The organism is Halomonas sp. M4R1S46 (assembly GCF_025725685.1).
GTDB lineage: Bacteria > Pseudomonadota > Gammaproteobacteria > Pseudomonadales > Halomonadaceae > Halomonas.
The window spans coordinates 1683839-1696139 of sequence record NZ_CP107008.1; the positions used below are offsets into that span (position 1 = coordinate 1683839).

General features: G+C 70.3%; 14 protein-coding genes. 3 read left to right on the plus strand and 11 right to left on the minus strand.

The genetic code is table 11. The annotated features are described in order from the left end of the window. Window positions 1–3: 3 nt before the first annotated feature. From OCT48_RS08040 to OCT48_RS08050, 3 genes are all read right to left on the minus strand, one after another. Complete coding sequence (locus OCT48_RS08040; RefSeq protein ID WP_263592176.1) at window positions 4–1230, minus strand: TauD/TfdA family dioxygenase; 1227 nt, start codon at window positions 1228–1230, stop codon at window positions 4–6. Window positions 1231–1334: 104 nt separating this feature from the next. After that, on the minus strand, window positions 1335–1709 hold the full coding sequence (locus OCT48_RS08045; RefSeq protein ID WP_263592177.1) for a Rieske (2Fe-2S) protein: 375 nt from the start codon (window positions 1707–1709) through the stop codon (window positions 1335–1337). A gap of 107 nt (window positions 1710–1816) precedes the next feature. After that, complete coding sequence (locus tag OCT48_RS08050; protein ID WP_263592178.1) at window positions 1817–2770, minus strand: GlxA family transcriptional regulator; 954 nt, start codon at window positions 2768–2770, stop codon at window positions 1817–1819. Window positions 2771–2855: 85 nt separating this feature from the next. Between OCT48_RS08050 and OCT48_RS08055 the strand changes: the two genes are divergently transcribed. Both OCT48_RS08055 and OCT48_RS08060 read left to right on the plus strand, forming a co-directional pair. Further along, the gene (locus tag OCT48_RS08055) at window positions 2856–3677 is read left to right on the plus strand and encodes a glycine betaine ABC transporter substrate-binding protein (RefSeq protein WP_318152595.1); all 822 of its coding nucleotides are present in this window, start codon (window positions 2856–2858) and stop codon (window positions 3675–3677) included. A gap of 110 nt (window positions 3678–3787) precedes the next feature. Continuing rightward, window positions 3788–4750 (plus strand): GlxA family transcriptional regulator, encoded by a 963-nt coding sequence (locus tag OCT48_RS08060; protein WP_263592179.1) that lies wholly within the window; start codon window positions 3788–3790, stop codon window positions 4748–4750. 168 nt (window positions 4751–4918) lie between these two features. Here OCT48_RS08060 and OCT48_RS08065 read toward each other — a convergent pair whose 3' ends face one another. Beyond that, window positions 4919–5593, minus strand: a complete 675-nt coding sequence (locus tag OCT48_RS08065) for a Fe2+-dependent dioxygenase (protein WP_263592180.1) — start codon at window positions 5591–5593, stop codon at window positions 4919–4921. 132 nt (window positions 5594–5725) lie between these two features. Further along, window positions 5726–6253, minus strand: a complete 528-nt coding sequence (locus tag OCT48_RS08070) for a hypothetical protein (RefSeq protein ID WP_263592181.1) — start codon at window positions 6251–6253, stop codon at window positions 5726–5728. 45 nt (window positions 6254–6298) lie between these two features. Between OCT48_RS08070 and OCT48_RS08075 the strand changes: the two genes are divergently transcribed. Next, a complete protein-coding gene (locus tag OCT48_RS08075) occupies window positions 6299–6901 on the plus strand; it encodes a hypothetical protein (RefSeq protein WP_263592182.1) in 603 nt (200 codons plus the stop codon). 108 nt (window positions 6902–7009) lie between these two features. On the opposite strand, the gene OCT48_RS08080 is transcribed toward OCT48_RS08075, so the two are convergent. The 6 genes from OCT48_RS08080 to OCT48_RS08105 form a co-directional block, all read right to left on the minus strand. Next, window positions 7010–7258, minus strand: a complete 249-nt coding sequence (locus OCT48_RS08080) for a hypothetical protein (RefSeq protein ID WP_263592183.1) — start codon at window positions 7256–7258, stop codon at window positions 7010–7012. Window positions 7259–7349: 91 nt separating this feature from the next. Next, window positions 7350–8957: a BCCT family transporter gene (locus tag OCT48_RS08085; protein ID WP_263592184.1), complete on the minus strand. Its 1608-nt coding sequence runs from the start codon at window positions 8955–8957 to the stop codon at window positions 7350–7352. Between the two features lie 171 nt (window positions 8958–9128). Then, window positions 9129–9590, minus strand: a complete 462-nt coding sequence (locus OCT48_RS08090; RefSeq protein WP_263592185.1) for a thioesterase family protein — start codon at window positions 9588–9590, stop codon at window positions 9129–9131. Continuing rightward, window positions 9590–10546 carry an L-carnitine dehydrogenase gene (locus OCT48_RS08095; RefSeq protein ID WP_263592186.1) on the minus strand — a complete coding sequence of 319 codons (957 nt, stop codon included), beginning with the start codon at window positions 10544–10546 and terminating at the stop codon, window positions 9590–9592. Before OCT48_RS08095 ends, OCT48_RS08090 begins: the two co-directional genes overlap by 1 nt. Continuing rightward, a complete protein-coding gene (locus OCT48_RS08100) occupies window positions 10543–11475 on the minus strand; it encodes a 3-keto-5-aminohexanoate cleavage protein (protein ID WP_263592187.1) in 933 nt (310 codons plus the stop codon). The genes OCT48_RS08095 and OCT48_RS08100 overlap by 4 nt, the downstream gene beginning before the upstream one ends. 385 nt (window positions 11476–11860) lie before the next feature. After that, window positions 11861–12166: a hypothetical protein gene (locus OCT48_RS08105; RefSeq protein WP_263592188.1), complete on the minus strand. Its 306-nt coding sequence runs from the start codon at window positions 12164–12166 to the stop codon at window positions 11861–11863. Window positions 12167–12301: the final 135 nt, after the last annotated feature.

Here is a 12301-nt window from a genome sequence, read left to right on the forward strand (position 1 = left end):
GGTTCAGGCGTCGGCGGTCAGCCGCCGGCGACGCCGGGCCCGCTGGATCATGCGATAGCGCGAGCGGATCTCGTCACGCTCCATGTAGCAGCCCTGCAGCCAGCGGTGGCCGCTGGCGCCCTCGAAGGCGTCGCGGGCATGCAGCAGGCGACGGTTGTCGAAGATCACCAGGTCGCCGGGCCGGTAGGTGAAGCGGATGGCGAAGGCCGGGTCGCGCAACAGCCGCTGCAGGGTCATCAGCGCCTCATAGGCCGGCTCGACGTCCTCGAAGGCGGTCTGCAGGGGGCCGCGCAGGAAGTCGGCGATGCGTACCTCGAGCAGTTCGCCCCGGGCGTCGAGGCGGATCATCGGCGCGAACCACACGTAGTCGGTGGTCCTGGCGGTGTTGGCGTAGCACCAGCGCACCCGGGTCAGGGTGGCCCAGGCCTCGGGGTGGCGGTCGCGCAAGGCCTCGGCCACGGCGAAGCCGTCGAGCATCACCGCCTGACCGCCCTCCACGCCGTTCTCCAGGCAGTGCAGCATCTGCAGGCCCGGGTGATACTCCCGGGTCGGCAGGTCGACGTGGGGCGGCAGGGCGATGGCCGTGTAGGCGTTGGAGTCGGGATCCGGCTTGGCCTTGACGTCGAACAGCTGGCCGAAGTTGGTGGGTCGCACCGGACCGATGCGTCGGGCGATGGCCTCCAGCGAGCCCGGCTCGGTGGGCAGGCCACGCAGCCGCACCAGCCCCTTGCCGAGCACGCTTTCCAGTGCCGGGGCGAGGATCGCCTCCTCGCCTTCGCCGTCGGGGGCGGTGTCGAGCAGGCCCGCGGCGTCGAGGGTGTCCGGGCCGCCCTCGGGGCCGCCCTGCCAGCTCGTCACCGGTACCAGCGGCGCCTCCGGATCGTCGGCATTGTCGTAGTCGTGGGCGCGCAGCCAGCCGGGGTGGAAGCGCAGGCGCCGGTCCTCGGGGGCGAAGTCGACACACAGGGCACCGGCGGCGTCGATGTCGGCGCCGGCGATCTCCGGCCAGGCGGGCAGGGTGGAGAGATCGAGGATCCGCTCCCGGGTCGCCGGGTTGACGGTGGTCTCGTCGGCGGCGTTCTCGCGCAGCCAGACGCCGTGATAGCGGCTGACGCGCCCGTCGCTCCAGCGCACCGTCACCAGGCGCGGCGTGAAGGAGACGGCGTCGAGGGCGGCGTCGATCGGCCACGCATCGTAATCCGGCGTCAACGGCAGGGCGGTCTCGGTCATGGGGTATCTCCTGAACGGCGTGGGAACGGGCTCAGGATGCCAGCGGGAGAGCAAGGCCTCGCGACAGGATTCGACGCCGACTGTGCACGATTCGACAGGCGGGCTCAGCCGCCGATCACCAGCCAGCCGTCCGCCAGGCGCACGGGGACCGGGTCCAGGGCACAGCCCAGGCCCAGGCCGCCCACGCCTTCCCCGCTGCGGGTCGCGAAGGCGGCGTCGTGGTTGGTGCAACGCAGCTGCTCGCCGTCCTCGCTCAGCAGGCGATTGCCGCGCTGGTCGAGGGGCAGGAACTGGTGGGGGCAGGCATTGACGTAGGCCCTGAGTTCGCCGTCGCCGAGGCGTATCACCAGCAGCGGGAACCGGCCGCGGTCGCTCTCCACGGTCACGCTCAGGTGGCCCTGCTCGGGCAGGGCGTCGGCCTCGGCCACGCGGGTACCGGGGGAGGGGGCGCTGCGATATTGCTGCCAGGACTGAGGCATCGGGGTCTCCAGGGACGTGAGCGAGCATTTGGTTTCAAATGAAACCGGTTGCCGGCGGGCCTGTCAACATCCTCCGGCGCGGGGGCGTCCGGCAGTCGAGGCATCGCTCAGGGATGCTGTCGCAGCGCGCTCGGGGTGACGCCATGGCGGCGGCGGAAGGCGCGGGTGAAGCTCGAGGCGGAGGCGAAGCCGCAGGCCAGGGCGATATCCATGACGCTGTGGCGAGTCTCGCGCAGCAGCCGATGGGCATGGTCCAGGCGGCGTGCCAGGTAGGCATGCTGCGGCGAGGTGCCCAGGTGGCGGGCGAAGAGCCGGTCGAGTCGCCGCCAGGAGAGGTCGAGTTCGGCGGCCAGCTCGCGGATGCCCAGCGGCGCCTCCAGGTTGGCCTCCATCAGGGCGATGGCACGGCGCAGGGCCGGGTCGTCGGGGGTGGCCGGGTCGCGCTGGCGGCTGGCCGGCCGGCGTCCCTGGTCGTGGATCAGCTGCTCGCGGACCTGGCCGGCTAGGTCGTCGCCATGACGGCGGCGGATCAGGTCGAGGCTCATGTCGATGGCCGCGCTGCCGCCGGCGCAGGAGAACCCCTCGGGGGTGATCTCGTAGAGCGATTCCACGGCGTCGACGCGCGGGTAGCGGGCGCGGAACTCGGGCAGGGATTCCCAGTGCAGGGTCACCGTCTGGTCGTCGAGCAGGCCGGCGGCGGCGAGCGCGAAGCAGCCGGTGTCCATGCCGCCGAGCAGGCAGTCCGCGGCGGCCCGCTCGCGCAGCCAGTCGAGCAGGGTGTCATCGACGGCGGCCTCGGGCTCGAAGCTGGCGCACACCGCCAGGCTGGGTGCCAGCGGGGCCTCGGCCATGGCGCGGGTCGCCGACAGCGTCATGCCGTTGGAGGCCATCACCGGCTCGCCGTCGCGGCTGATCACGTCCCACCGGAAGAGGGTCCGGCCACTGATGCGGTTGGCGATGCGCAGCGGCTCGATGGCCGAGAAGAAGGCCACCATGGCGAAGCGGGGCAGCAGCAGGAAGCCGAGGCGCTCCGGCGCGGGAACGGGAGGGTGGAGTCGCATGGGGCCTCGGGCCGACATCGAGTGGGGCTCGTGCGGTGCCTGCAAGGGGCCCGCGGATCTCGGTCCCCGATTGTAGGGGCTGAACGTGCCTTTGCAACGCCGGGCGAGGCTCCGGGGCATCGTGTCGCCTCATGTCGTCCATGCGTCGCCTTATGGCGTCCTCAACGGCCTGGCCGAGGGCGACCTGGAGGCCTACCTGGGCGGCTGGTACCCGGTGCTGACCGACATGGTCGAGCCGCTGGTCGCCGACGGCAAGGTGGTCAAGGCCGCGGCCAACATCCAGGGGGCGACTTCGGGATTGGTGGTGCCGCGCTATGTCCATGAGGCCGGCATCACCTCGGTGGCCGATCTCGACGCCCATCGCGAGCGCTTCGACGACACCATCCAGGGCATCGAGGCCGGCACCGGCATCAACATCGCCATCGGCGAGGCGGTCGACCAGGACCTGGCCGGCCTCGGCGACTGGTCCCTGCGCGAGAGTTCCACGGCGGCCATGCTGGCTCAGGCCGAGAAGAAGATGCGTGACGGCGAGTGGGTGACCTTCGTCGGCTGGGAACCCCACTGGATGAACGTCAGCTTCGACCTCGTCTATCTCGAGGATGCCGACGGCGCCGGGATCGCCGACATCGAGAGCACCGTCTGGACGGTGGTGCCTGCCACCCTCGAGGACGAGGATCCCGACCTCTATCGCTTCATGAGCCAGTACGTGGTCGACACGGCGGACCAGAACGACTGGGTCCATGCCTACAGCTACGAGGAGCGGCCCGCGGAGGAGGTGGCCAGCGAATGGATCCGCGAGCACTACGACACCGTCGAGGCCTGGCTCGAGGGCGTCGAGGCCAGGGACGGTCGACCTGCCATGGAGGCGGTGAAGGCCCATTTCGCTGATCCACGGCGAACGCAGTGAGCCGTGTCGCTCGGGGGCGATCCGTCGACCTGTCCCCGGCGCCCCTCGCTTGCCGACACGACGAGGGCCGGTCATCATGACCGGCCCTCGTCCTCTCCACCGGCCTCGTCATGCGCCTCGACTACTCCGGACCCACGCCCGAACCGATCGGCTTCCTGCTCCTGCCGCGCTTCTCGATGATGGCCTTCTTCTCGGCCATCGAGCCACTGCGCATCGCCAACCGCATCAGCGGCCGGCCCCTGTTCGACTGGACGCTGATCAGCGAGGACGGTGGGCCGGTCACCGCCTCCAACGGCATGACCCTGCTCGCCGAGCAGTCCATCGAGGCGGTGCACCACCTGCCGTCCCTGGCGGTATGCAGCGGCTTCGATCCGGAGCGCCACCTGAGCCGGACGCTGATGCGCTGGCTGCACCGCCTGGACGGGGCCGGCTGCGTGCTGGGCGGGCTCGACACCGGGTGCTTCCTGCTGGCCGCGGCGGGCCTGCTGGATGGCGAGCGGGTGACCCTGCACTGGGAGAGCCTGCCGGCCTTCCAGGAGCGCTTTCCCGCCATCGCCACCTCCGACGAGCTCTTCGAACTCGGCTCGCGGCGCTTCTCCTGTGCCGGTGGGGCGGCCGCCATGGACATGGCACTCGAGGTGATCGCCCGCCGGCATGGTCATCGGCTGGCCATCGACGTCTCCGAGCAACTGGTGCACGAGCGCATCCGCACCCGTCATGACCAGCAGCGCATGACCCTCGCCCGTCGGCTGGGTACGCATCGCCGCCGCCTGGTGGAGGCCGTGGACCTGATGGAGCGCCACCTGGAGTCGCCGCTGCCGCTGGCCGAGGTGGCGCGGCGCAGTGGCGTCTCCTCCCGTCACCTGCAACGCCTCTTCGACCAGGAGCTGGGCCAGTCGCCCCGGGACTGGTACCTGGGCCTGCGCCTGGAGCGGGCCCGCCATCTGCTGGAGGAGACCGACCTGGACATCCTGGCGGTGGGGTTGGCCTGTGGCTTCACGTCCGGCTCGAGCTTCGCGCGGGCCTTCCGAAGCCGTTATGGCATCTCCCCGCGGCAGGCCCGGCGACCCTGAGCGCCTAGGAGCCTGTCGGATTTGACCGATCGTCGCGAGAGACACGGATTTCGAGACAAGTTTATCGATCTGATGAGGCGAATAGCGGGCTCTTTAACGAAGCAGATCGAATGAAATTGGCCGAAAGCCCGGGTTTCGCAGTCGATCAGCGTTAAGTCCGACAGGCTCCTAGATCTCCGCCCACATGCGCAGCAGGTTGGCCAGGCTCTTCGACAGCATGTCGAAGGTGCGGGTCTTGCCGTGGGCCTCGAATTCCTGGCGCCGGGTGGTATCCAGGTCGAAGAGGATCTCCCGCTGCTGCGGGTCGCGCACCTGGCTCTGCGCCCAGCCCACGGCGGCCAGCCGATCGCCTCGGGTGACGGGCTCGACACGGTGCAGGGTCGAGGAGGGGTAGAGGATCAGGGCGCCGGCGGGCAGCTTGTAGGTCTGCTCCCCGGCGGTGGAGTCGATCAGCAGCTCGCCGCCCTCGTAGCTGTCCGGGTCGTTGAGGAAGAGGGTGAAGGACAGGTCGGTGCGCATGGCGCCCTGGGGAGTCGCCATGATCGCATCATCGACATGGTTGCCGTAGCTCATGCCCTCCTGGTAGCGGCTGAACATCAGCGGCTTCATGCGACGCGGGCGGGCGGCCATCTGGAACAGCGGGTGGCGTTGCAGTGCCGAGGCCAGTTCCTCTCGCAGGGCGACCACCTCGGGCTGGCGGCCGTCGGCCTGCTCGTTCTGCTTGACGGTGCGGGCATGCCAGCCCGCGGTTTCCCGGCCGTCCCGGAAGGCGCTGTCGGCCAGGGTGGCCTGTACTCGCGCGAGCAGCTCCGGCGAAATGACCTGGTCGATGCAAAGGATCACGGTAGGCGCTCCAGTCGAGAAAACGACTGCCAATTATAAACGGCTGTGAATGGTTTGCATTAAACTTTCGCAGCCGGCAATCTATGCCGTTGACCGAGTCGGCCAGCGTGGCCGAGCGCCCTGGTAATCCCGTTACACGAGGAAGACTGCATGTCCAACAATACCCGCACCAAGATTTGGGTCGGCGTCGGCGCCTCCGTTCTGCTGGGCACCAGCGCGGCCAGCTGGGCCGAGGTCCCGAACGATTACACCCAGGGGCCCGACAGCCCGATGCTCGCCCATGCCGACCATGGTGGCGAAGGTGCCGAGGGCGGTGAAGCCGGCCACCACCACGAAGGTGGTGAAGGTGGTGAAGGTGGCGAAGCCGGCCACCACCACGAAGGCGGTGAAGGCGGCGAGGGCGGTGAAGCCGGCCACCACCACGAAGGCGGTGAAGGCGGCGAGGGCGGCGAAGCCGGCCACCACCAGGAAGGCGGTGAAGGTGGCGAGGGCGGTGAAGCCGGCCACCACCAGGAAGGCGGTGAAGGTGGCGAGGGCGGTGAAGGCAGCGCCGCGGCCGATCCCTTCGCGGTGTTCGCCTACCTGAATGCCCCCGCCGGTGGTGAAGGCGGCGAAGGTGGTGAAGGCGGTGAAGGTGGCGAAGGCGGTGAAGCCGGCCATGCCATCGATGCCAGCAACCCCGGCGTCTACTACACCAACCTGGCCATGATGAAGGGCCACCTGGCCGTCGCCCGCGAGCTCTACCAGGCCGGCGAGCAGACCGCCGCCCAGCCGCACTTCGGCCATCCCCTTCAGGAGCACTACGAGCCCCTGGAGCCGGCCTTCGAGACCCGTGGCGTTGCGCCGTTCGAGGATACGCTCCAGGCCCTGGTCGATCAGACTCGCGAGGGCGGCGAGTGGGGTGAGCATGCCGACGCCTACCAGGCCGCCCTGGCCGCCATCGACACCGCCATGCAGGACGTCGACGGTGAGCTGCGCGAGGATGTGGCCTTCCAGGGTCGCGTCCAGCTGGCCTTGCTGCGCCAGGCGGTGCACGAGTACGAGGAAGCCGTGGACGACGGCCAGTTCGTCAACGTGCCGGAGTACCAGGACGGGCGTGGCTTCATGCTGACCGCCAAGGCGCAGCTCGAACAGCAGGCCGAACTCTTCCAGGCCAGCGACGAGGCGGCCTACGAGGAACTGATGGCGGCCTATGACGAGGCGATGGCGGCCTGGCCCTCCGCCGAGGCGCCCGAGGCGCCGGTGATGAGCTACGGGGAACTGTCGTCCAGCACCTTCAAGCTGGAATCGCTGCTCGGCCGCTACTGAGCCGCCCCGCCAACGATGGGAGGGCAAAGCCCCCCCGCCAAGGCCCGACCCGGCTCCGCCGGGTCGGGCCTTCTTGTCAGTGGGTCAGGTCAATCGTCTGGCCAGTCCTCACGCCAGCCGATGGGCCAGGGCGGCGCAGAAGTCCCGCCAGGCCGCTCGCATGGCGGGGAGGGGGGCATGGGCATGCAGGGCCCCGTGCCAGAGTCCCGGGGCACGCCGATAGCCGACCTCGGCACCGGCCGATCGCCAGGCGTCGATAGTGCGCTCCAGGGGCGCAAGCGACGGGTGGCCACGCCGGCGACGCTGGTATCGGCGACGGTCATGCCCTCGGGCAGTGGCGGCGCGAAGGACTGGCACAGCCGGTCATAGCGCGGCCGGGCCGCCCCGAGGGACAGCCCGGCCAGTGCCTCCAGACCCTGCGCGAAGGCGCGACGGAAGGTCTCCGGCGTCATTGCCGCTCCATCGCCGGGCGGGCCTGTCGCGACTCGCGCACCAGCGAGACCAGCACGCCGGCGGTCATCACCAGGATGACCCCGCTCAGCGGCAGGGCGGCGGCGATCAGCGCCGTCTGCAGCGCCTTGAGGCCACCGGCCACCAGCAGCACGGCGGCCACCAGGCCGATCACCACCCCCCAGAAGACCCGGAAGCGCTGGGGCGGCTCGTCGTTGCCCAGCGACAGGATGGTGGTCAGCACCAGGGTGCCGGAATCCGAGGAGGTGACGAACCAGCTCATCAGCAGGAACACCATCATCGCCGAGAGCAGCCAGCCCAGGGCGCCGGTGCCGGCGATGCCGTCGGCGCTGGCGAACAGGGCGGCGGGCAGGTCCCAGGCATTGACCAGCTCGATGATTCCCGCGCTGCCGGGGCCGTCCGCGGCGTGCAGCTCCTGATAGAGGGCATTGCCGCCGAAGATGACCAGCCAGACGAAGATGATCAGGGTCGGCACCAGCAGCACGCCGAGCACGAACTCGCGCAGGGTGCGGCCCCGGGAGATGCGGGCGATGAACAGCCCGACGAAGGGTGCCCAGGCCAGCCACCAGCCCCAGTAGAAGATGGTCCAGGCCTGCTGCCAGGCGGCCGGGCCGGGCTCGTCGGCGTACCACAGGCCCATGGGAATGAAGTGGGCGGCGTAGTCGAGCAGGGTCTCGCCGAAGGCCTGGACCAGCCACAGGGTGGGGCCGCCGAGCAGGAAGGCGCCGACCACCAGCACCGAGACCCAGATATTGAGCTCGGAGATGAGCTTGATGCCCTTCTGCACGCCGGACACCACCGAGAGGATGGAGACGGCCGAGATCACCGCGATCAGCACGAGCTGCGTCTGCAGGCCGTCGCTGATGCCGACCAGCCGCTCCAGGCCCACGGCCATCTGGCTGACGCCGAGGCCCAGCGAGGTGGCCACGCCGAAGACGCAGCCCAGCACCCCGAGGATGTCGACCGCATGGCCGACCGGCCCGTAGATGCGCTCGCCGATAAAGGGGTAGAGCGCGGAGCGCAGTGCCAGAGGCAGCCCCTTGCGGTAGGCGAAGTAGGCCAGCGACAGGCCGACGATCACGTAGATGGCCCAGCCGTGCAGCCCCCAGTGGAAGACCGAGACGCGCAGGGCGTCGATGGCCCGCTCATGGCCCAGGGTGGTGGCGCCGGCCATGTCGGCATGGGGGTTGTTGGGGTAGCCGAAGGCGCCCCCGTCATCCAGGTAGAAGATCGGTTCGGCGACCCCGAAGAACAGGATGCCGATGCCGATGCCGGCGGAGAACAGCATCGAGAACCAGGCGAAGTTGCTGAACTCGGGGCGACTGTCGTCGGCGCCGAGGCGGATGCTGCCGTAGCGGCTGACCACGATGACCGCACAGACCGCCAGCAGCAGCATCACGGTCACCAGGTAGTAGCCACTGAAGGTGCTCTCGATCCAGCCGCGCGCGGCGCCGAAGACGCTGCCGGCCACATCGGCGCCGAACCCGGTGAACAGCACGAAGGCCAGCACCAGGGCGGCGGAGGTGATGGTCATGCCCTTGTGCATGCCGCGGAAGAACCCGGCCTGGGATAGCTCGGTCACCATGTAGTCCGTGGTGGTCCCGGCGTGCGGGCGCGCGTCGCGCTGCGGGGGGGTGGGGGTAGCGATAAGCCGTCTCCTCTGATGGGCCGGGCCTCGGGCCGGCGATCCCGTTGCCCGCCCGGCGCCGGCCGGGCGGGATGGTGTGATGAAGCGATGTGATGACGCCGGGCGGCCTTAGCGCCTGGGCGGCAGGCCGATGCGTCGCCCGGCGAGTTCCGGCCAGGCGTCCGCCTCGGCATGCGGCAGCGCGGCGATGGCCCGCTCCACGGCCTCGGGGAAGGGCGCCGGACGGCCGGCCTCGCTGTCGATGCCCATCAGCATCTGCTCGCTGGTGGCCAGCAGGGTGCCCTCGGCGTCACGCATCGCGAAGAAGACGTGCAGGCGCTTGGCATCGCGGTCCAGCACCGTCGCCTCGACCGCCAGCGGCTGGCCCTCGTGGGCCTCGCGGCGATAGCAGAGATGGGTCTCCAGGGTGTAGAGGGTGTAGCCGTGGCGGCGCCGGCCGGCCGCGTCCAGGCCGATGGCGTCCATCAGCGCCTCCACCCCCAGGGAGAACACCCGGGCGTATTCGGCATCGTTCATATGGCCGTTGTAGTCGACCCACTGCGGGGCGACGCGGGTCTCGAGCAGTGCCATCAGATGCGCCCCTCGAGGCCCTCGGCCTCGGGCCAGTACTTCTGCACCAGGTCGAGCAGCTCGACCAGGAACTCATCACGGCGGCGGTCGAGCTCGGCCACGGGGCGGTCGGCGGCCTGGAACTCGCAGCCCGTGACCACCTTGTCGATCAGCTCGTCGGTGAGCTCCGGGGCCTCGAGCCTGGTCCAGGGCAGCTTCAACGCCGGGCCGAACTGCTCGAGCATATGGCGCATGCCCGGCTCGCCGCCGGCCAGGTGAAAGGTCAGGAAGGTGCCCATCAGCGACCAGCGCAGCCCGCAGCCGTAGACTACCGCCGCGTCCACCTCCTCGGTGGTGGCCACGCCGTCGTTGACCAGGTGCAGGGCCTCGCGCCACAGCGCCTCCATCAGCCGGTCGGCGATATGGCCCTCGATCTCGCGGCGCACCACCAGCGGGCGCATGGCCAGGTCCTGGTAGAGTGCCTGGGCCCGCGCGATATGGCTGGCCTCGGTGGCCTCGCCGCCCACCAGCTCCACCAGCGGCAGCAGGTAGACCGGGTTGAAGGGGTGGGCGACGATCACCCGGCCCGGGACCCAGGTGCAGTCGCGCTGCAGGTCGCTGGGCTTGAAGCCCGAGGTGGAGGAGCCGATGATCGCGCCGGGCGCGGCCGCGGCGTCGATGGCGGCGAGGATCTCGCGCTTGAGCTCGAGGCGCTCGGGCACGTTCTCCTGGATCAGGTCGGCGCCTGCCACCGCCTCCTCGAGGCGGCTCACGAAGGTCAGGCGTGCGGGATCGGCACCCTCGGCCAGGCCGAGTGTCTCGAGGGACGGCCAGGCGTTGTCGACGAAGGCGCGGGTGCGCTCGGCGGCCTGGGGGGCCGGGTCGAAGGCGACCACGTCCCAGCCGCGGGCCAGGGCCCGGGCGATCCAGCCGTTGCCGATGACGCCGGTGCCGATGACGGAGAGTTGACGGCTCATGCGTCACCTCCCGCGGCTGTCTCGAGCGCTGTCTTGACGATATGGCCGGTGCTCGGGTCGCGCAGCGCGAGGTGCGCGCGGGTCTCGGCGGGGGTCATGACGCGGCCGCCGAGGTGCTCGATGATGTCGCCGGCCTTCTCGACCAGCTGGGCGTTGGTCGCCATCACCCCCTTCTTGAGGTAGAGGTTGTCCTCCAGGCCGACCCGGGCGTGGCCGCCGAGCAGCATCGCCTGGGCGACCATGGGCATCTGCTGGCGGCCGATGCCGAAGGCCGCCCAGTTGGCGTTCTCCGGCAGCTTGTTGCGCATCGCCAGCATGGTCTCGGGGTCGGCCTCGGCGCCCCAGGGGATGCCCAGGCACAGCTGGAATAGCGGGTCGCCGTCGAGCAGGCCCTCCTGCTGCAACTGGCGGGCGAACCAGACGTGGCCCAGGTCGAAGCACTCGAGCTCCGGCTTGACGCCGGCGGCCTGCACCAGGCGGGCGTGCTCGCGCAGCCAGTCGGCGGTGTTGACGTAGACCATGTCGCCGAAATTCAGGCTGCCGCAATCCAGGGTGCACAGCTCGGGCAGCAGCTCGCCGACCGGCGCGTGGCGCTCGCGTGGGGTCTGGATGTCGGTGCCCGGGCCGCCGCGAGTCGGGTCCTCGGCGTCGGGAATCCAGTCGCCGCCGCCGCCGGCGGTGATGTTCATGACGATGTCGGTATCCGCCTCGCGGACCCGCTCCATCACCTCGCGGAAGTGCTCGGTGGAGTGGCTGATGCCGCCGGTCTCGGGATCGCGCACGTGGATATGGGCGACGCTGGCGCCGGCCTTGGCGGCGGCGATGCAGTCGTCGGCGATCTGCCGGGGCGTGACCGGGACGTTGGGGTTCTTGCCGGCGGTGTCGCCGGCGCCGGTGATGGCACAGGTCAGAATGACGTTGCGGTTCATGGGGACCTCCTGGGTGAGCCTGAGGGGAGTGTCCGTGATCCGGCGCCCACGAAACGTGCCTTAGGCGACTTGAAATTGACATAAGGCGCCAGGTGTAGGGGCGCGGGTCTGCCGTTGGCGATGGCCGGTGTCATTGCGGGGCGAAGATCGTCTCGAAGCGGCGTTCGAGCTCGCCGAGCAGGCGATCGCTGAAGGCTCGGGGTGCGGCGTGGCGGGCATCGGCTTCCCGCGGGGTCTGGACCAGCAGGCAGGCGCGCGAGGGCAGGGCGGGGGCGGAGCCGCGGTCGAGGGGCCTCGGGTGAAAGGCCGCGCGGTGACGCGCTGCCGGTGGAGGAAGGTCGAGACGCGTGCGGCGGCCCCGGGGGCCGCCGCGTGGGGCAGCGTCTCAGGCGCGGCTATCCGCCGCGCCGGCGCCGAACATGCTGAACAGCAGTTCGCGGCCGAGGTCGGTGAGCACCAGGCGCTGCTGGTCGTTGTAGGTAGCGGCGCCGCTGCCTTCCAGGATGCGCCGGTAACGGGGCCAGTCCCCGTCGGCGGCATCCAGATGCCGGAGCGCGCGGGCGTCGAGGCCCCGGTCGGGGATCGAGACGCTTTCCAGGACGTGGCCCTCGCGGTAGAGCAGGGCGGCCATGTCGCAGAGGCACTGCCGCAGGCTGCGCTGTGGGGTGGCCCCGGGGGATGAAGTGCTCATGGGCGCTATCGCCCTCCTCGCGGTCGCCAATGTTGCAGCGCATTATACTGGCGGCCAGGGCTTAGACCAAGGTCTAAGCCGTTTTCCCCCACACACCCGGGCCCCAACGCAAGACGCCCCGGCCATGACGGGCCG